The sequence below is a fragment of the Neobacillus sp. FW104-15D2 genome, from assembly GCF_058790155.1.
Window position 1 is genome coordinate 53,656 of record NZ_JBYTCJ010000013.1, and the last position, 20,574, is coordinate 74,229.

The following is a 20,574-nucleotide window of genomic DNA, read 5'->3' on the forward strand; positions in this document are numbered from 1 at the left end:
CTCAACGCCTCCCTTTATACCCTGCTTAATTATTATAATATAGAAAACTTTCAAACAAGAAAAGCTGTACTTTTATTCTATTAAGAGAGTAAAAACCATTTGAGTTTAATAAGTGAAAGTTGTAAGAATATTGAAAAGGGTGATAACCTCTGCTTCACCCAGGAAGGGAGAGCGGCAGAAATTCAGGAAGTATGTAAATATGCAAGGATCAATCTAAATAAGTTTAAAAAGCTCCTCTTTAAACGCGGGAGCTTTCTTCACTAAATAAATCTTCTAAAATCGCCAGCTTTTTAGAGGTGTAATCCTCAAAACTATCGTTATAAGATTTAGGGTCTTTCGGATTGGCAAAATGGGTGATTTCACCTGTTACCGGATGAATAAATTTGCTTGATGCACCGCAGCCAAGACCAATAATGGTTTGGAGTTCTTCCATAATCATTATATTATAGATGCTCTCCTGTTCCGGAATAGCATAGCCAACATTTTCAAGGTTTCCAAGGATATTTTTCTGGCGGTACAAATAGTAAGGGGAATATCCATGGCTTCTGGTCCAATCTTCTGCAAGCAGCATCATCTTTTCTGCTTCATTTCTATCAGCCACTTTATATTTGTCTTTATTTCTTGTCATTTCCGAAGCACGTTTGAATGATAGAGTATGCACTGTAACCGATTCAGGCATTAGTTTTTCCGTTTCATTAAGTGTGTGCGTAAATTCAGAAACTCCTTCGCCTGGGAGTCCAATAATTAGGTCCATATTAATATTGTTCATATGCATTTTGCGTGCAAGATTGAATTTATCAATTGTTTCTTCAACCGTGTGGTGCCTACCGATAGCCTTCAATGTTTCTTGGATGTAGGATTGCGGATTAATGCTAATCCGGTCAATATTCCATTTTTTAAGCACATCCAGTTTTTCAGGAGTAATTGTATCCGGTCTGCCTGCTTCAACTGTCACTTCTCGTATGTTTTTAACATCCGGGAAGGACTCATACATTTCCTCATAAAGCATGTCCATCTCTTCTGCTGTGATGCTGGTCGGAGTACCTCCACCATAATAAACTGTGGTAATTCTTACCCCTTTTTTCTTTAGCCACTCCCCAACATGCCGCATCTCAAAGTGCAATCCGCCAAGGAAGGAGTTAACTGAACCCTGTCTGCCATTAATCGCGTAAGCAGGAAAAGTGCAGTAGGCACATTTTGTTGGACAGAATGGGATACCAATATAGATGCTTACTTCCTTTTTTAAATCGTATAAATCAGGCACAGCTGCAAGCTGCCTATTTACGATTTCCTGCATCAAATTAATCTTTTCATCTGTAATAAGATATTCTTCCTTAAGCTTTTGATGGGCGATATCAATTTGAACACCCTGCTGTACCTGACGGTGAAGAAGCTTTGTGGGACGTACACCCGTTAAAATCCCCCACTTTTGAACAATTCCGGTATAATCCTGCAAAATGGTTAGGTAAGCTTGTGAAACTGCATTTTTGACCTGTTTAAATTGATCTTTTAATGAAGCAGAATAATTCTGTTCTTTTTTATAAGAAGCCTCAAATACCTGTCCTTGTTCATTTTCCATTCGGGCTTTTACCTTAATGTCATCTTCTTGCTTCAATTCAAATTCAACAATTAAATCAGCCTCGGTGTTTTGATTTATGTAAATTTCCGTTTCTTCGAAAAACAAATTGGCAATTAACCGAAGAGGACGTTCGAACCGCTCGTCCTCAATACCCAATATTTTTATTTTCAATGTGCCGACCACCCTTTAAAAAGATACTTTCTTTAGTGTACAAAAACCAGAATGCCGGGTCAATAACCTGGAATATATTGTGAAAAGGAAAGCTTATCTAAAGGAATCTAAAATGAAGATTAAAACGTCAACATTATCTTAAAGCCATTTCATGTCATAAATACCAAAAAGCATCCCAGAGATAATCAGGATGCTTTTCACTTGATCACTTTTTTATAATCTTCATTTTCTTTAAAAAATCTATAGGCTGCTGCTTTCGAAAGTGTTCTTTCACCATATAGCTTACACCATGTTCATTTTCTGATCTTGTTATCCAGTCAGCCGCCTTCTTAACCTCATAAGGTGCATTTCCCATAGCTACTCCCAAACCTGCAGCTTTAATCATGGTTATGTCATCGTTACTGTCTCCGATAACTACCATTTCACTTTGGCTGATGCCAAGATGGTCACAAAGAAATGCGAGACCGCTTAATTTTGAAATGCCAGCGGGAACAATATCAAGCCTAACTGGACTAATTTTAATTAACTCTATTTCTGTAAACATGCTTTTTAATGCTTTTACTGAATCCTGAAGATCTTCTTCCTCTTCAAAATACACTTCTATTTTGGGTGGTGACACTGGGTTTTCGGTCAATGATTCGCTTACTGAATCAACAAATTGCTGTGAATAAAAAACAGGGTCACCTGTTGTAAAGACTGTTTTTACCAGCAGATCGTTATTGATCTTTTGCTTGTTTGCAAGAGAAAATTGTTCATGCACTAAACGTATCTGGCAAGGAAAGCCTTCTAGAAAGCGGACCGTATCATAGGTGATATCCTCAGCAATTCTTTTAACAAAGAACGGTTTTTCCTGGGCACTTGCAATATAGGCTCCCTGATGAGAGACCAGCAGGGACTTTAGCTTTAATGCCCTGGCAACTTTTCTTGCAGAAGGAAAACTCCTTGAGGTAACAAGGGTAACATATATACCCTTTTGCTGCACATATTCAATGGCTTCCTTTGTTGATTTATGAAGTTTTCCATTGCTTTGCAGCAGCGTTCCGTCAATATTTAAAGCAAGCATGCGATAAATCATTAGGCTGCCCCCTATTCATGGTGAAATGTCCCTATATCACTTGTATGACGATTTCTTTTGTAATAGAACAGCAGTCCACTCCCTCACTAAAACAAAATAAATATTGCCTATTTTAAAAAATTAGGGAGCCCCCTCTCTTTCCGCGGACGAACTGTCAAGTCTTCGCTGTATCTCGCTGTGGGGTTTTGCCAGTCGGTTTTCCTCATAACATTGAACTAGCTTCCTAGAATTAGTACTTACCCAAGGAAAGGCAAATGCATTTCAAGAAGGGTCAAAGGTTCCCTTACAAACAACAGTATTGTAAAACAAAGAAAAAAGATCTGGCTCCTCGGCCAGATCTTCTCTTTATTCCAAACTATCTTTGCTGAACTCCGTATAAATCCTCAAGGGGCTTCATAATAAGCTGGTTCAGTTCGCCAATAACCATTCCCATTCTCTGCTCAGCCTGCATAAGGCCAGCAATTTTTGGATTTTGCTGAACAAGCGTCACTGTCTTTTGGGCCTGATCGACTTCCTGAGGGCTGATTTCCTGCCCCATCATTTGTTTTTGCTGCAGATTCATTTGAATTTGACGGAAGTTATCAAACATAATCCTTGCCTGTGGATCTGAATTTACTGCATCATACATATTTTTTAGACTTTTATATTCATCGCTTTGACGGATGAGTTTTTCTAATTCATGTGCGGCGTCATATAGGTTTACTGCCATTATAAACACTCCTTTTTATCGGCAATTCCTTTCAACTATAACAAACTATGCACCCAAAAGCGAGCATGTGCCTACTTAGCTGAAAAACACAGCAAAGATCCCTTGGAAAATGACGATTAATCCTCCCACCCAATAATGCCCCCGGTGTAAGCATTTTTAATTTACTGCTGATTATGCCAAAAATTATGGATTCAAGTAAAGGTAACTCGCCATTTACCTCTATAAATTGGATTGTACGGACGGAACCGCATTTTTATCGCTAAGTGGTTGGTAAATCCTCCAATTAAAGCTCCAATCGCCATCATGAATAAAATGATAAAAAAATAGTCATATTCATCTACCTTACCCAAGTTTAACTCACGAATTTTGCATATATTTCATACGATGCTATATCAGCTTTAGCCCATTTTTAGCTAGGCGTTTTTTAATTTTAAATCGTGCCATGGCAGCGGGCAAATGGGGAGTGTTTATGGTTTTATCATTATCTTCTGTAACAATTATTGAAACTTGCCATACCCCTGAAGAGGAAGCCACCGCCAAAATTTGCCGCAAGGTTTTAAGAAAATGGAGTCTCAAGTCCAATACTATAATCCAATTCAAGATTGGTTCCTGTTCAAAAGAAGTTTTGGTCCAATCAGCTGACCTGTCTCCCGGGGAGATCCAAATCCCCAAAAAGCTTTTCGAAACCTTTGCGCTTCCTGAACTAGATGGAAGATATCTCGCCAAATATACACCAAATAATAATACCATCCATGTTGGGCCTATCATTGGGCTTTTAACAGATTTTGAAATCAATGAAAACAAAGAACCTAACTTCCGGTCTATCCACGCCTTTTGCGAAGAACTCCATCATGGCATCAAAGAAACCGGGGGATTTTTCTTTGTTTTTTCACTTGAGGGTTTTTCTGAAACAGGTATTAAAGGTTATTACCATAAAGACGGAAAATGGGTATTAGGAAGTTTTCCTCTCCCGGATGTGATCTATAACAGAATACATTCCCGGAAACTTGAATATCATAAAATCTTTCTGTCTTTTTACAAATGTATTAATTCCTTGAAAATCCCCTTTTTTAATGACCGTTTTCTCTCAAAATGGGAGGTTTATAACCTCCTGGTACAGGAAGATTTTATGCATCCTTACCTGCCTGAAACAAAAATACTCTCAGGCGAAAACCTGGTTAACATGCTCAGCCAGCACGATACCGTCTTCGTTAAACCTGTTCATGGCAGCCAGGGCAGGAGAATTCTAAAGATATCAAAGGAAGATAAGATTTTTAACATACAAAGCTCTCTTACCTCCATGACAGACAAGTTTATTAAAAAAGAATCACAAGAAGCTGTCTATGAGCACTTAAAACAAATGATCAATAATAAAATTTATATAGTACAAAAAGGCATTTCACTTACCTCTTATCATTCACGAACGATGGATTTCAGGGTACTGTGCCATAAGAATTTTCAGGAACTATGGGAGGTCACTTCTCTTGTGGCCAGAATCTCCAGTGAAAAGCAATTTGTGTCAAACATTGCCCGCGGCGGGGAAATAATGAAGCCTTTGGCTGCACTTTCTCCTATTTTCAGCCGGGACACTGCCCGGGAAATTATATCATTAATGAAGGAGTTATCCATCGAAATAGCAGGTATCTTAAGCAGCAAAACTGCGGGATTAACTGGGGAATTAGGTGTAGATATCGGGGTTGATATGGCGGGAAACCTGTGGCTCATAGAGGTCAATTCAAAGCCCTCGAAAAATTTTGAAGAACCCGAGAAAAAGATTCGGCCCTCTGCTAGATCTATCATTAAATATTGCACAAAGCTGGCTTTTGAAGCTTTATCCGAAAAGGAGGAATAATGAATGAATAAATCAGCCTTTGGTATTATCTCATTAAATCTTGGAAGTGAGGCGGACTATATTAATCAAATAGCCAGCCGGGCAGCATTAAACGGACTCGATTGCTTCCGTTTTATACCTTCCAAAATAAATCCCGTGACACACCAGGTGAATGGACTTAAGTATGAATCGGAAATACAATCCTGGCAGGAGTGCGAATTCCCTTTACCTGAACTCCTCTATGATCGCTGTTTTTACGGAGATGATGAGCATTCCAAACAGTGTATTTCAATCGTTGCATGGCTAAAAAGCAGAAGCGATATTACCTTTCTGGGATATGGCCTTCCCAACAAGCTTGAACTTTATAGCGCTCTGTCCAATACCCTTTTAGCGCCATATCTGCCCCCTTCTCTCGAGGCCATCAATTCCGACATGGTATTAGAGAGACTGAAAAGGCAGGAAAAGCTGATCTTAAAGCCAATAAATGGCTCTCAGGGTTATGGAATTTATTATGTGAAGAAAAACGACCGGAATTTCCATGTCAAAACCGAAAAACAAAAGAAGATCATTTCCCGAATATTCCCTAATGAAACTAAGCTTGTACATTGGCTTGATCAGCTGCTGGAAAGCCGAAAATATCTGCTTCAGCCCTATTTGGAGCTTTCCAATAAAGATCTGGAGCCCTTTGATGTTAGGTTATTTCTGCAAAAAGATGAGAATGGAAATTGGTCAGAACGGGGCCGCGGGATAAGGATAGGAAACACAGGGGGATTGCTTTCCAATTTAAGTGCCGGCGGACGTCTCGTAGATTATAATCACTGGATTGAAACACTTCCTGCCCATGACTGGGAATATATTAGTACTGAAATAGATTATATTATCCAGCATCTTCCCCTTTTGCTTGAAAAAGAGTTCTTACCACTATTTGAATTAGGCATTGATATTGGCGTAGCAAAAAATGGTTCTGTTTGGATCCTTGATGTAAACTCAAAACCGGGAAGGAAGGTTATTTTAAAATTACATGAGGAATTGAAGGAGACACTTTATCAGGCTCCTTTATTATATGGCAGTTATATTTCTGGCAGCGGCCTTAAGGAAAGGAAACCCTATCATGCGAAAACGTTATCTCATTGAAATCTCGGATTCCAATCAGACAGCTGTCTATTGTCCTCCTTCTCTTTTAGAAGGACGTAATATTAAAAAACTTACATTCGGATCTCAGTCAATAGAAGTAAATTTTATTTCTCATCCTGAAAGGAAAGAGAAATTTGTTTTTGGAAAAAATGTAGCCGAGATGCTTTATTTTCCTGACTATAAAATCCCTCTTCATGTTTTTATTGAAAACCAAACCCTATTTATTGGCCCGCTTGTTGGAATTTTCACAGCTGGATTTACGCCATTTTCCATTAGACCTATTGGTGAAAGATCTCTTTTCTTTTCAAAGCTTCTCTCTGTAAAACAAATGGTGGGAGCACTGCCATTTGTTTTTGGAGAACAGCATATTGACTGGGATCGCGGTCTGATAAAAGGATTCTTTTATCACGAAAATGGCTGGGAAATCCACGAAGTTCCCTTCCCAAATGTTATTTACGACCGCTTGCCTAATCGAAGAACGGAGAATAACTCGATCCTTCGTAAAGTAAAAGAAAGACTTCAAAACGACTATCTTATTCCGTGGTATAATCCTGGGTTCTTTAATAAACTGGATGTATTCAATGGCCTTGTTCAGGACCGAACTGTAAGAGAGTATTTACCCGAAACCCAAGCTTTCTCCTCTGTATCACAAGTAAGAGAACTGCTGGCTATGCACAGTCACCTCTACCTGAAGCCTATAAATGGAAGCCTAGGCCTGGGAATTCACCAAATTATTTTTGATGACCAGGAGGAGTCTTACTATTGCAGGTATAACGACAGTGACGGTGTAAACAGGCTAAGGAAGTTTGCAACTCTGGATGGACTTTTTAATACTGTTTTTGAAGGTAAACGCCTGAACAGCATGCTTGTTCAACAAGGAATCAGCCTTATTAAAAATGAACAGAGAAAAATTGATTTCAGGGTTCATACAAACAAAGATGATAAGGGCTTTTGGAAAGTAACAGCGATAGCTGCTAAAATTGCCGGGCCAGGAAGTGTGACCACTCATTTAAAAAATGGAGGAGTCATTAAAACCCCTGAGGAAATCTTCCCACCTGCCGAAAGCAGGGATTTATGCAAAAATCTCTCCGAAGCTGCTCTTCTTTTAAGCAGGTCTCTTGAAAAAAACATGGAAGGAATTATCGGCGAAATTGGCTTTGACCTGGGAGTGGACCGTGACGGGAAGGTTTGGCTTTTTGAAGCAAATTCAAAACCTGGAAGATCTATTTTTAGCCATCCGGAGCTTAAAGGTTTTGACTTGCTGACTAGGAAACTATCAATTGCTTTTGCTATCTATCTTACAGAACAATCCATTTATTATCCTGAGGAAATTTTCAAATGAAAATTTATTATAGTAATAGCGAGTCAGGCTGGTTCCACACCGGAGAGGAAGCTATTTCATTTGGGGGAACGAGAGAGTTATTGACTCAACGAAGGTTCATAAGCCCTGGCTCCTTCTGTCTTGATTTAAGTGAAAAGGATCAGCACGCCGGACCTTTAGTTGGTATTTTGACAGGAAGAAAGACAGATAATACCCTGGCGGGAAATGGCTCTCTCTTTATTAGAATACAAGAGGAGCTTTTACGGTTAAAAGGCTGCAGTTTTGTATTTACAGCTGGAGATATCAGAAATAATAAGATAAAAGGCTTCATCTACTCACCTGATCAAAAGGCTTGGAAACCGGCCCTTGTTCCGCTTCCCGACATTGTCTACAACCGGATACCTTTTCGCCGAAATGAAAAGGAAAGTGATTATAAACAACTTCTCGAACTTCTAAAGGACAAAAACATTCCATTTTTCAATCCAGGGTTTATTAATAAATTCCAGCTCTACCTCCTTCTCCAGGAACATCCCATTCTAAAGGATTTCCTTCCTGACACTATTTCAATAGAGAATAAAAACAGTATTGAATCCTTATTGAATAAATATAATTCCATATATTTAAAGTCCCCTGAATCAGCAAGTGGAAAAGGACTTTATAAACTTGAATACAGCAAGGAATGCCTCCTCTTCCGAAGCTGCAGACATAAGGAAACTTTCCTGGATATTGAAGAGTTTTGGGATCAATGGGGAGCTCTTCTGCAATCTCGAAAGTACTTTGGCCAGGAGGCGATCAATCCTGTATCTCTTGGTGGACAGCGTTGCGACTTCAGAATACTGGCTCATGCTAATTTTTCTGGTTATGAAGTAACCGGTGTTGGAATCAGGCAATCGTCTGTTCAGGATATCACCACCCATGTACCACACGGAGGCAGTATAAGGCCTTATGAAGAAATTAGGACAAAGGAACATGACCAATTTATAAAAACTGTGGTTGAAGAAGCCGGCAAATGGCTGACAGATCATTGGGGATTTTTTGGTGAGTTTTCAATAGACGCAGGAGTAAGCAGTAAGGGAAACTATTATTTGTTTGAAATAAATTCTAAACCGATGAGCTTTGATGAACAGGAAATCGAGAAAAAAAGAATAAAGAATCTATGCCGATTGTTTTTCCAATCGCAGATAATTTCTTAACTAGCAGAAAAAAGTTCACGTGTGGCGGCAGAAAAGGTAAAATGGGCACAGGGAGATGATCATCATGCTGTCACATTTTCAATTTAAATCTTTATTTGAAAACAAAAATATGCCAGGCTGGCAATTTTCTTTTTACTTTAAAAGACAAAATTTTTCAGGTATTTATCATCAAGATGGAAGTGTGGAATGGGCTGGAGTTAATCCAGAAAAAGAGGACGAAGCCGATTTAATAAAACAGCTTCATGAATTAATGCTGTTCCACGTCTATGATAACCAAAGATGATCAATAAAGGGTAAATGCAAAAGTTCCCCGAACGGTCAAAAGAAGAATCATTGGTACTTCTTTAAAAACAAAAAGCTGGTCCCTGAGGCCAGCTTTTGAACTGTTTAATGGTTAGCCTGATTATCGGCTTTTTACAATCATATTTACTGCTTCCTGAATAGCATCTTCTGCGGAAACACCTTCACTTTTTGCTTCTATGATACAAGACTCCAGGTTTTTAGCCACAATATATCCAATAGCGCGATCAACAGCTGAACGGACGGCCGACAATTGCGTTACAACATCCTTGCAATGTTTATCTTCTTCCATCATTCTGATAACTCCACGTACCTGTCCTTCAATGCGCTTCAAACGGTTCTTCATTTCTTGTGAATATTCCAAATGCTGAATCTCTGCCACGAACACGACCTCCTTATCCTTTTAATTATACATTTATCAAGCTCATTTTCCTAACTTTAACTGTGCATAATGCTTTATGGTATTATTTTTTTCCCTATGTTTCAACTGTTATAATAGACACGAAAGGTTTAACAAAAATAACATACACTCTTTCAATTCCTTTTAAAATACTATACGGCTAAAAATGAGGAACTAATCATGTTAAAAAAAATCCTATCCTTATATCCCAATGCATTATTCTCAGCAGCTCCCCCAGACGTTTCCTTTAACGACCATCATTTGTTCTATGATGAAGACCATAAAGAGTGGGTTGCTATTCCAAAGAAGGAAATAGGAAAAAAAGAACTTTTGCTTCTTAAAACACTTTATACTTTTAGTGATGATGCCACCCTTCCTCCTATCACAAAAAGCTGGAACGAGTATTTGTTTTTAGGCGGCGAGCCACCGGCACATCCTAGCGGTTCTCAAATTCGCTTTATCCAATTTCATATTAGCGGTGAGGTATTTGATCAGCCTGAATTGGAATCAGCAATTAAAGGATTTTGTTCGGAAGATGTTATTGTTCTTTGGGAAAATGATCATACAGGAATTATCATTGAAAAAAAAGGGAAAATCATCATGACGGAAAAAGAATTCGAGGCAATGTCAGAAACGCTTGAAACGGATTTTTACGTGAAAACCACCTTCTATTTAGGAAAATACCATGAAATGGATACCCAGGTTCGGGTTTTCCTGCAGGAGGAAAAAGAATATTTTTCTTTTTCACGATATATTCCCGGCAGATTATCTACTTTCACCTATGAACGTATTTTTCCTTCCTACGTGGCTTTCCATTTACCTGAAAAGATTAAACAGGAATTGTTCTCCACCCTTTCCGGAGCTTTTAATGAAGACCCTGAAATGTTCTCAACCATTCTGGTTTTTCTTGAGAATAATTCAAATGCAAGTCTGACTGCAAAAAAATTGTACATTCACCGGAATACTCTCCAATATCGTTTGGAGAAATTCACTGAAAAAACAGGGATACAATTAAAAGACTTTAATGGTGCTTTTACTGTTTATCTAGCCTGTCAGCTTTTTGCAATTCCCGAAGGACTATAACATAGTGCCTAAAAAAAGCCCTTACATATTTGTGCATGTTGTCCATTACGTTAATGGGCTTTTTTTTATACACTACAAATATACACAAAATATTGGAGGCTGTTATAAATGGCTGAATTAAAACTCGATCACATTTATAAAATTTATGATAATAAAGTAACTGCAGTTAGTGATTTTAATCTTCATATCGAAGACAAAGAATTTATCGTTTTCGTTGGCCCTTCCGGCTGTGGTAAATCTACTACTCTTCGTATGATTGCTGGCTTGGAAGAAATTTCAAAAGGTGATTTTTCTATTGATGGAAAACGCGTTAACGATGTAGCTCCAAAAGATCGTGATATCGCAATGGTATTCCAAAACTATGCACTCTATCCTCATATGAGCGTTTATGATAACATGGCTTTTGGTTTAAAGCTTCGTAAGTTCCCTAAAGCTGAAATTGACCAACGTGTAAAAAATGCTGCTAAAATTCTTGGTTTGGAACCATATCTTGACCGTAAGCCAAAGGCTCTGTCCGGTGGTCAGCGCCAGCGTGTTGCCCTTGGACGTGCCATCGTACGTGATGCAAAAGTATTCTTAATGGACGAGCCGCTCTCCAATCTTGATGCAAAGCTTCGTGTACAAATGCGTGCTGAAATTGCAAAATTACACAGACGCCTTCAAACTACTACTATCTATGTAACACATGACCAGACTGAAGCTATGACAATGGCTACTCGCCTTGTTGTTATGAAGGATGGTCTTATCCAGCAGGTTGGTTCACCTAAAGAGGTTTATGAAAAGCCAGAAAATGTATTCGTTGGCGGATTCATCGGCTCACCTGCAATGAACTTCTTTAGCGGAACTCTTCAAGACGGCAAATTCGTTATTGGCAATGAATCTGTTGCTGTTCCAGAAGGAAAAATGAAATATCTTCGCGAGCAAGGTTATGTAGGCAAACCAATCGTTCTAGGCGTACGTCCTGAAGATATCCATGATGAGCCAATCTTCATTGATGCTTCTGCAGGTTCCAAAATCCTAGCTAACATTGATGTATCTGAACTGACTGGTGCTGAAACCATGATTTATTCTAACTTTGGCGGCCAGGACTTTGTAGCTCGCGTAGATTCCCGCACAGATATCCAGCCTGGAGATAAAATGGAGCTTGCATTTGATATGAATAAAGCTCATTTCTTCGACGCTGAATCTGAACTTCGTCTTCGTCCAACTAATGAGAAATAATAAGAAATGCGTTAGTGCCTGTTAAGCGCTTAAGGCTTATGATGAAAGGCGATGCCACTTCCTGTGGCATCGCCTTTCTGACTTTTTTCCTCGAAGCTTTCCTTGTTCAGAGAGCCTCCACTTTGACTGAGATAAAGGATGCGGAAGTGTCAACTTGACAGGGGCTAAAAAAATAAGATGAGCTAGCGAGAAGGCTGTTCTTTAACCTTCTCCACTATCTAGATATAAAAAACCATAAATATATAACCCTGCCAATTCAGCAGGGTTATTCTTTTATTAAAATCGTTTCGTTTTTACCACATTTACTGCAGGTAAATAAGTGCGGACATTTATGGGCCGAATAGGTATCAGGGAAACCATCCTCCATTTTCATAAGATCAGTAGGCATGTAAGCACTATAATCATCATAGTAATCCATTTCTTTCCCATTATCAGCCATTTCATTTCCGCAATTTCCACAAGAAACATGAACTTCTCTCAATCCATTACATAAAGGGCAAACCTCCATAAGATATCTCCTTTCACTTTTTCTTAATGCCGTAGTGTATATCTTAAACTTACCTTTATGTAAATCTTTCAGTCATAAACATAAGGTAATTCAAAAAAGGAATTAATTACCTAATTTTTTTTGTATATCCATAGAAGAATTAAACAAAATAGAATTAACAAAGGAACACATTAACATCTTTTACAGATGGCTTAAAGCGCCATCCCCTGCTATCGGTGGGTTAAACCAGGTTTTGGTAAGCAAGAAATATACTTGCCTGCTGGTTCAATTCCAGCTAACCCAGCCATAAAAAAAAAAAAAATGAAACGAGGGAATGAATCAAGATGGCTAATCAATCAACTAGAAGCAATTCCTCAAATTCCAATCAATTGCTAGTACCAGGAGCAGACCAAGCACTTCAATCCATGAAAATGGAAATTGCTCAAGAATTTGGAGTTCAATTGGGTGCTGAAACTACTTCTCGCGCAAACGGTTCTGTAGGTGGAGAAATTACTAAGCGTCTTGTAAGCATGGCTGAACAACAGCTTGGCGGCGGATTCCGCTAAGACTAGGAAAATTTTCACCAATTAAATAAAATGGCTAAGCCCCCTCTATTATGGAGGGGGCTTTCAGTTTTTCAAAAAGGCTTCTAAACCATTCTTTCCGGATTAACCCATTGGTCAAATTCTTCTGGAGTTAAATATCCAGTTTTGATAGCCGCTTCCTTTAAGGTTGAATTATCATTAAAGGCCAGCTTAGCAATTGCAGCAGCTTTTTCATAACCGATATGTGGGTTTAGGGCTGTTACAAGCATCAGGGATCGATTAACATGTGCCTTAATAACCTCTTCGTTTGCCTCAATTCCTACCGCGCAGTTTTCATTAAATGATGTCATCCCATCTGCCAAAAGCCTAATAGATTGGATTAAATTATAAATGATCACAGGTTTAAATACGTTTAACTCAAAATTGCCCTGGCTCGCAGCAAATGCAATGGTTGTATCATTACCAAATACCTGACAGGCAATCATTGTCATTGCTTCACTCTGCGTTGGATTAACCTTGCCTGGCATTATTGAACTTCCAGGTTCATTTGATGGGATCTTCAACTCTCCTATTCCACTGCGGGGGCCACTGGAAAGCCACCGAACATCGTTTGCAATCTTCATTAGATCTGCCGCTAATGCTTTTAATGCGCCATGGACATGGACAATCTCATTATGGCTGGTTAATGCCTGGAATTTATTTTGGGAAGTTCGGAATGGATGGCCGGTGTTTTCAGCAATGACTGATGCCGCTTCTTTCCCAAAAACAGGACTGGCATTAATTCCTGTACCAACGGCCGTACCGCCAAGGGCCAGATCAAGGAGATGGCATACAGCTTCCCCAATCATTTTTTCATTTTTTTCGAGCATAGCCTTCCATCCGCTGATTTCCTGTCCCAGCGTTAAAGGAGTAGCATCCTGAAGATGTGTTCTGCCTATTTTTATTACCTTATCATAAGCTTTTTCTTTTACAGTGAATGTTTTCTTTAATTCATTTAACGCAGGAATAAGATCTTCGACTACTAGTTTATAAGCTGCAATATGCATGGCAGAAGGAAATGTATCATTAGAGCTTTGCGACATATTTACATCATCATTTGGGTGAATGATTTCAGAACTTCCCTGCCCTTTTAAGATTTCATTTGCCTGATTGGCAACAACTTCATTTACATTCATATTCGTTTGGGTTCCGCTTCCAGTTTGCCAAACAGCTAGCGGAAAATGTTCGTCATATTTGCCTGCTATAATCTCATCACAAACTTCAGTGATTACTTTCATTTTCTCTTCTTTCAGCTTGCCCGAACGATGATTTACAATTGCTGCGGCCTTTTTGATATACGCCAAAGAATAAACTACTTCTTTTGGCATTTTTTCTATTCCAATTTTAAAGTTTTCCTTGCTCCTCTGCGTCTGAGCTCCCCAAAACTTATCCGCAGGTACCCGGACTTCTCCAAGTGTATCCCGTTCGACTCTAAACTCTGCCATTAAAATCCTCCTTAATATGTACAGACTTTTGAATATCCACTTTTTCCTTTTCCCTTTTTAACCTCTTTTAATGTATATATTATGAAAAAAACTGCAAACGATTGTTTGCAGTTTAGTGTTTCGCGACCATATATCCGATATAATAAACAAGTATCATGATGCTGCCAATGCCAAGTGTAACAGAAAAATCTGTCATCGCACTCTCCCCCTGTTTTATTAACTAGTGACACACTAACAAACGTAACATACAAATAAAATTCCCATCAGCCTAGATTGTTTCAATTTAGTGACAAGGAAGTGAATATTAATTGAACATTTGCCTTTTAGGAGCCACAGGGCGGGTTGGCTCCATTATTTTAGAAAATGCGTTAAAGGAAAACCATTCTGTACATGCCCTAGTTCGTGACCCATCTAAAATTATAGGGTCGAAGGGGAATTTAACCGTGCTTCCCGGCTCTGTCCTAAATGCTGAGGATTTATCAGATGCTATGGCCAATACAGATGTTGTAATTAGTGCTCTAAATACCGGGGGGAATCAAACCCTGTCACAGTCAATGCCTTTGATTATCAAATCAATAAAAGAGCAGGGCATAAAAAGAATCATTACACTAGGAACAGCCGGAATTTTACAGGCACGTTCTGAGCCTGCTCTCTACCGTTTTCAATCCTCAGAATCAAGAAGGAAAAGCACAAGAGATGCTGAAGACCATTTACAGGCATATTTACTATTAAAGGATTCAGGATTAATATGGACTGTTGTTTGCCCTACTTATTTACCAGTCGGGGAAAGAATAGGCTCTTACCGGTTCAAAAAAGACATGCTTCCAGTTAATCCTTCTTCAATTTCTATTTTTGATACGGCTGACTTTACGTACAGCCAGCTTTTTTCTAATGAATTTTTGAATTGCAGGGTGGGTTTGACCTATTGATACCTGCTTTATTGACCAAATTCATTCCCTAAAAATGCTGAATCAAGGAAAAATGGTCACGTAAGATCTTGCTTCATGTGACCGAAACTCGTTGTAGTAAGGGAAAAACGGTTATAGAAAGAACCTCAAATTTTTTTCAATGCCTCAAATAACTTTGGATGATGCGTTCAGGATTTATGGATATAAACTCTGATCAGCTAAAAAAGCCTGCCCCCCTTGACCTAGGGGGCCGGCTCTACTATTTATCCTGCTTTATGCTGTAATTGATACATTTGGTAGTATCTGCCGCGATGTTCCATCAATTGTTCATGGTTACCCTGCTCCACTATTTTTCCGCGATCAAGAACCAGAATAAGGTCAGCATTTCTTATGGTCGACAAGCGGTGGGCAATAATGAAGGTGGTTCTGCCCTTTTTAAGAACATCCATAGCTTCTTGAATAATAGCCTCTGTTTCTGTATCAATATTAGAGGTTGCTTCATCCAGAATTAGAATAGCTGGATCAAAGGCAAGCGCCCTTGCAAAGGAAATGAGCTGTCGCTGCCCACTTGAAAGAGTGCTGCCTTTTTCTATAACTGGCTCATCGTACCCATTCTCCAAATTCCTGAATACTTTTTCAGCCCCAACGTCCTTCAGTGCTTTTTCTACCTTTTCTCGAGTGACAAAAGGATCGTTCAGGCTCACATTGGAAGCAATGGTTCCTGTGAATAAATAAGGATCCTGCAAAACAATGCCCATATGCTTCCGTATCACTTGGCGGGGCAGGCTTGTAATGTCTTTTCCGTCAATGGTTATTTTTCCTTTATTGCTTTCGTAAAAGCGGAACAGCAAATTCATAATCGAACTTTTTCCTGAGCCCGTATGCCCAACCAGTGCAACGGTTTGACCATGATTCGCTTCAAAATTTATATTCTTTAAAACATATTCATCGTTTTTGTAGCCGAAGGATACATCGTTAAAAACAACATTGCCCTTATACCGAGGAATAGTTTCTTCACTTACATCCTCCCCAGGTTCATTCATTAGCTTAAATACCCTTTCGCCTGCCACGATAGCCTGCTCAAGATTTGCAAGCTGATTCACGATTCCCTGGACAGGCTGAAACAATCGGTTGATATAGTCAATAAAGGCATACAGCATACCGAGTGAAATAGCTGCATCTGCTTGAAGCGATTGAGCACCAAAATACCAAATAAACGCTAGGAAAATAAGGTTCCTCAATACACCTACAAGGTTATGTGAGGTCATTGAATTTAGATTCAGCATCTTATTTTGGTACACAAAATGCTCCTTGTTAAGCTTTTCGAACTCCTGCTGCGTTTCTTTCTCTGTGCCGAATGCTTGAATAATATTCATACCCTGAATGGATTCGTTTACAGTAGCGTTTATATCACTTATACGCGAACGAATGACCTGATTATACTTGGATGCATACTTCCTGTATACAATCATCCAGCCATATAGAATCGGCAGCAGGAGAAGGCAAATGGCAGCCAATTTAACATTAAGGATAAAAAGAGCAATATAGATTCCGGCGATATAAATAACACTTGTAAAAAAGGTTGCCAGTACGGTAACGTAAAGCTCCCGAATGGCCTCTGTATCATTTGTTATCCTGGAAACAACTTTACCTGCCGGAAGATTATCAAAATATTTTATTGGGAGCCTCTGAATATGGCTAAAGATGTCCTCCCTCATTTTTTGAATAATGCGGTTGGCGGATGTCTGCAGCCAGAGCTTTTGCCCGTATTGAAAAATGGAAGAGACCACCAACAGTCCAAAATAAATAGCCAAAAGCTTAATAATCATTGGTATTTCAGGTCTTGAAAAAGCAAGCACCTCTCCCGGGGATAATTGGGCCGCCCGGTAAACAGCCGTTTTTTCCCCCTGCTGAACGGTCAGCTTTCCATCCTTAAAGCTTCGTTTGCCATCAAACTTTAAATCCCTATTAATAAAGACAAAATTTCTTCCCGCCTGGAGTATCCTTGCACTCTGGCCTTTTTCTTCATTATTCGAAAAATACTTTTCACGCTTATAATAGCTTCCATGAAACTTTACGGTACTGTCCCCTTTTCCCGCTTCATACCAAACAGATTCAATGCCAAGTATATGCTGGTCAATCACCGTTTTGGCAATAAACGGCCCAGCAAGGTCTGCAGCCACGGAAATGGTCAGCATGATTAGGGCCGCAAATATTATTCTTTTAAAAGTTAATGCGTATCTTAATAATTGTTTTCCTGTACTCATGCTGAAACCTCCTCTTCCTGGTTTGCTTCAATTTGCTGACGCATGAATTGTTCTTTATACCAGCCGTTTTGGGCTATCAGTTCCTCATGCGTTCCCTCTTCAATGATTCTGCCCTCATCCAGTACAATAATTTGGCTGGCATGCTGTACAGCTGACATCCGGTGCGAAACAATAATAGTCGTCTTTTCCTGACGAACCTCCCTGATATTATCAATGATTCTTTTTTCGGTCTTTGCATCAACCGCTGAGAGGGAATCGTCTAAAATCAGGATTTCAGGATCCTTAATTAGCGCTCTGGCGATAGAAATCCTTTGCTTTTGCCCACCTGAGAGTGCAACTCCTTTTTCTCCTACCAGTGTCTCAAGACCTTCAGGCAGTATCTCTAAATCCTTACGGAAGGCAGATAAATCAATGGCTGTTTGGAGTTCTTCCTCTGTGGCACTCTTATGGCCAAATAAAATGTTCTCTTTTACACTTTTTGAAAAAAGAACATGATCCTGAGGCACATATCCAATCCAGCCGCGAACCTGGTTCAGCTCCTGGTCCTGAATAGGTACATCAGAAATCGAAACGGCACCCTTTCCATGCGGATATTCTCTCAAAAGCTGTTTTATAAAAGTGGTTTTGCCACTGCCCGTTTTCCCAACAATTCCTAATGTTTCACCTTTATTAAGATGAATATTAATTTTTTGCAAGTTATCCGTCGCTGAGGAAGGATATCGGAAGGTAACCTCATCAAAGTTAATATTATCTGGAGATGAAACCAGTACTGGCTGCTCCGGACTTTTAACATCTTCTTTGTAATTAAGAGTTTCTTGAACTCGGTCAAGAGATGCATTTCCGCGCTGCATGACATTGATTAACTCACCAATCGCAAACATTGGCCAAATCAGCATTCCTAGATATACATTAAAAGACACAAGTCCCCCAAGGGTTATATCCTGATGAAAAACTAGATATGCCCCATATCCAAGTCCAATTAAATAGCTTAGGCCGACAAGTATCTTAACGGTCGGGTCAAACAAAGAGTCAATTCTTGCCACTTTAATATTTTTATTAAAAACATCCTCTGTTAGCTCATGAAACGTTTTCTCTTCAGCTTTTTCCTGTACATATGCCCTTACTACCCTCACACCTGCAACTGATTCAAGCACCCGGTCGTTCAGGTCACCAAAAGCATCTTGTGCTTCCATAAAACGGGCGTGAATTCTTTTTCCATAAACTTTCATCAGTAACGCCATTATAGGCAAAGGAAGGATTGAAGCTATAGTCAATTTCCAGCTGATAAAAAACCCCATAGTGAACAGTAATGTCATCATCCAAACGGAGGAATCAATTAAGGTAAGAATCCCAAACCCTGCCGTATTAGAAATGGCTTTTAAATCGTTTGTTGCCCTTGCCATTAAATCTCCCGTCCTGTTTTTTTCATAAAAGGAGGGAGTCATTTTTAATAAGTGCCCCATGAATTGCGAACGAAGCTTTCTTTCTACCAGAAAAGCACCGCCAAATAGGTTATACATCCATACATAAGTAATTCCGTACGAAAAAACCATTATTAAAAACAGGTATTCGAGATAATGAATGATTTTCTCATTGGACATCCTTCCAAAGTGAATATCATCAATTGCTGATCCGATTAATTTCGGGGGAATTACATCCAGAATTCCAACCAGAATTAATAAGGAAACAGCCAAAACGTATCTTTTCCAATTTTCTTTAAAAAACCAGCCTAACTTCTTTAAAACTGAAAACATATTAATATCTCCTCCTTAGGTGTCCTTAACTATCCGCCATCGAGATCTCCCTCAAGATGAGCAAGCCGAACTTCCGTAAAATTGTACATGACGTATCCTCCTAAATTTTATTGAGAATTGGAATGAACCAATTGTCTCCAAAACAAAAAACGTAAGCGCCCTGATCAGAAGATGAAAGGCTAAATCGCCACTCCCTCGAAAAGCTGAGCTTTTCTTCATGTGATATTCCCTGTCCCGGGGGTCTCCACAGGAACTATGATCAGATTATCCAAAACATTAACCCAGAAAAATTAGAAAAGCGTAAGCGCCCGTTCAGCGACGTATGGACTGGGGCCCACTTTCGACTGAGATAAAGGATACACGAAATGCAAAGCATTTCGATGTTGACTTATCGTAGGGAGAAGCGGGATGGACACTAGGCGCTGGGCGCTGGAGCTAGACAATTTAAAAGGTAAAACTTTATGCTTTCTTAACCATTAAAAAAAGGCATAACGCAATTAACATACGCTATGCCTTGTTAAACTAAAATACAATTTAAACTAAAAATGGCACAGGAAGCGTATAAGAACGCAGCCCATGCCATAAGAATACTTTTTTAAAATTAAAAAAGGAGCTTATATGGACAGGTTACATTCACTATTTCATATTCAGTTAATGAGTGAAAAGCCTGAATCATCAACATTTCGCAACCCCTCCATTTCCTTAATTTTCTTCCTTTGTAAGGTTAACACCAGATGAAATGAAAGTCAATTCCCATTTTCAGAAACTTTTTAATTTTTTAATCTAATGCCACCGCTGTCCCATATGCAATAATTTCAGAGGCCCCCTGCATGACTGAACTGGTTGCCACCCTCATTGCAACAATCGCATTTGCCCCCAGCCTTTCCGCTTCCTCTTCCATTCTTCTGATAGCCTTTTCTCTCGCCTCATTCAGCATATCTGTGTATTCCTTTATTTCTCCGCCAATGATCGTTTTTAACCCTGCCATAATATCATTGCCAATGTGCTTTGACTGAACTGTGCTGCCCCTGACGAGACCCAGACACTCTTTAATTTCCATCCCGGGAATAGATTCAGTGGTTACAATAATCATTTCCTTGTCCCCCTATTAT

At 39.3% G+C, this 20,574-nt stretch carries 18 protein-coding genes; 9 read left to right on the plus strand and 9 right to left on the minus strand.

The genetic code is table 11. The annotated features are described in order from the left end of the window. Window positions 1-238: 238 nt before the first annotated feature. The 3 genes from AC3WR0_RS12190 to AC3WR0_RS12200 form a co-directional block, all read right to left on the minus strand. On the minus strand, window positions 239-1,750 hold the full coding sequence (locus AC3WR0_RS12190) for a coproporphyrinogen III oxidase (protein WP_492552572.1): 1,512 nt from the start codon (window positions 1,748-1,750) through the stop codon (window positions 239-241). A gap of 205 nt (window positions 1,751-1,955) precedes the next feature. Next, window positions 1,956-2,825 carry a Cof-type HAD-IIB family hydrolase gene (locus AC3WR0_RS12195; protein ID WP_492552573.1) on the minus strand — a complete coding sequence of 290 codons (870 nt, stop codon included), beginning with the start codon at window positions 2,823-2,825 and terminating at the stop codon, window positions 1,956-1,958. Between the two features lie 355 nt (window positions 2,826-3,180). Then, window positions 3,181-3,534, minus strand: coding sequence for a YlbF/YmcA family competence regulator (locus AC3WR0_RS12200; RefSeq protein ID WP_492552574.1), 354 nt, complete (start codon window positions 3,532-3,534; stop codon window positions 3,181-3,183). A 469-nt stretch (window positions 3,535-4,003) separates the two neighbouring features. On the opposite strand from AC3WR0_RS12200, the gene AC3WR0_RS12205 reads away from it, so the two are divergent. From AC3WR0_RS12205 to AC3WR0_RS12225, 5 genes are all read left to right on the plus strand, one after another. Next, window positions 4,004-5,386, plus strand: a complete 1,383-nt coding sequence (locus tag AC3WR0_RS12205; RefSeq protein ID WP_492552575.1) for a YheC/YheD family endospore coat-associated protein — start codon at window positions 4,004-4,006, stop codon at window positions 5,384-5,386. A gap of 3 nt (window positions 5,387-5,389) precedes the next feature. Beyond that, a complete protein-coding gene (locus AC3WR0_RS12210) occupies window positions 5,390-6,499 on the plus strand; it encodes a YheC/YheD family endospore coat-associated protein (protein ID WP_492552576.1) in 1,110 nt (369 codons plus the stop codon). Next, window positions 6,477-7,841, plus strand: coding sequence for a YheC/YheD family endospore coat-associated protein (locus AC3WR0_RS12215; protein WP_492552577.1), 1,365 nt, complete (start codon window positions 6,477-6,479; stop codon window positions 7,839-7,841). Before AC3WR0_RS12210 ends, AC3WR0_RS12215 begins: the two co-directional genes overlap by 23 nt. Continuing rightward, window positions 7,838-9,013, plus strand: a complete 1,176-nt coding sequence (locus tag AC3WR0_RS12220; RefSeq protein ID WP_492552578.1) for a YheC/YheD family endospore coat-associated protein — start codon at window positions 7,838-7,840, stop codon at window positions 9,011-9,013. The genes AC3WR0_RS12215 and AC3WR0_RS12220 overlap by 4 nt, the downstream gene beginning before the upstream one ends. Before the next feature lie 64 nt (window positions 9,014-9,077). Further along, complete coding sequence (locus AC3WR0_RS12225; protein ID WP_492552579.1) at window positions 9,078-9,296, plus strand: YheE family protein; 219 nt, start codon at window positions 9,078-9,080, stop codon at window positions 9,294-9,296. 120 nt (window positions 9,297-9,416) lie between these two features. Here AC3WR0_RS12225 and AC3WR0_RS12230 read toward each other — a convergent pair whose 3' ends face one another. Then, complete coding sequence (locus tag AC3WR0_RS12230) at window positions 9,417-9,677, minus strand: metal-sensitive transcriptional regulator (protein WP_166028054.1); 261 nt, start codon at window positions 9,675-9,677, stop codon at window positions 9,417-9,419. A gap of 216 nt (window positions 9,678-9,893) precedes the next feature. On the opposite strand from AC3WR0_RS12230, the gene AC3WR0_RS12235 reads away from it, so the two are divergent. Further along, window positions 9,894-10,796 carry a PucR family transcriptional regulator gene (locus AC3WR0_RS12235; RefSeq protein WP_492552580.1) on the plus strand — a complete coding sequence of 301 codons (903 nt, stop codon included), beginning with the start codon at window positions 9,894-9,896 and terminating at the stop codon, window positions 10,794-10,796. A gap of 108 nt (window positions 10,797-10,904) precedes the next feature. After that, entirely contained in the window at window positions 10,905-12,017 is a 1,113-nt protein-coding gene (locus AC3WR0_RS12240; protein ID WP_492552581.1) for an ABC transporter ATP-binding protein, read from the plus strand. A gap of 265 nt (window positions 12,018-12,282) precedes the next feature. Here the strand turns inward: AC3WR0_RS12240 and AC3WR0_RS12245 are convergent, their stop codons facing one another. Next, window positions 12,283-12,525 (minus strand): hypothetical protein, encoded by a 243-nt coding sequence (locus AC3WR0_RS12245; RefSeq protein WP_492552582.1) that lies wholly within the window; start codon window positions 12,523-12,525, stop codon window positions 12,283-12,285. Between the two features lie 323 nt (window positions 12,526-12,848). Here AC3WR0_RS12245 and AC3WR0_RS12250 point away from each other — a divergent pair, with 323 nt between their 5' ends. Continuing rightward, on the plus strand, window positions 12,849-13,070 hold the full coding sequence (locus AC3WR0_RS12250) for an alpha/beta-type small acid-soluble spore protein (RefSeq protein ID WP_027322815.1): 222 nt from the start codon (window positions 12,849-12,851) through the stop codon (window positions 13,068-13,070). Window positions 13,071-13,153: 83 nt separating this feature from the next. On the opposite strand, the gene fumC is transcribed toward AC3WR0_RS12250, so the two are convergent. Beyond that, entirely contained in the window at window positions 13,154-14,533 is a 1,380-nt protein-coding gene (gene fumC, locus AC3WR0_RS12255; protein ID WP_492552583.1) for a class II fumarate hydratase, read from the minus strand. Between the two features lie 308 nt (window positions 14,534-14,841). Between fumC and AC3WR0_RS12260 the strand changes: the two genes are divergently transcribed. Beyond that, a complete protein-coding gene (locus AC3WR0_RS12260; protein ID WP_492552584.1) occupies window positions 14,842-15,462 on the plus strand; it encodes an NAD(P)-dependent oxidoreductase in 621 nt (206 codons plus the stop codon). Window positions 15,463-15,704: 242 nt separating this feature from the next. Here AC3WR0_RS12260 and AC3WR0_RS12265 read toward each other — a convergent pair whose 3' ends face one another. From AC3WR0_RS12265 to AC3WR0_RS12275, 3 genes are all read right to left on the minus strand, one after another. Then, entirely contained in the window at window positions 15,705-17,708 is a 2,004-nt protein-coding gene (locus tag AC3WR0_RS12265) for an ABC transporter ATP-binding protein (RefSeq protein WP_492552585.1), read from the minus strand. Further along, a complete protein-coding gene (locus AC3WR0_RS12270; RefSeq protein WP_492552586.1) occupies window positions 17,705-19,462 on the minus strand; it encodes an ABC transporter ATP-binding protein in 1,758 nt (585 codons plus the stop codon). Before AC3WR0_RS12270 ends, AC3WR0_RS12265 begins: the two co-directional genes overlap by 4 nt. A gap of 778 nt (window positions 19,463-20,240) precedes the next feature. Beyond that, window positions 20,241-20,555: a YbjQ family protein gene (locus AC3WR0_RS12275; protein ID WP_492552587.1), complete on the minus strand. Its 315-nt coding sequence runs from the start codon at window positions 20,553-20,555 to the stop codon at window positions 20,241-20,243. Window positions 20,556-20,574: the final 19 nt, after the last annotated feature.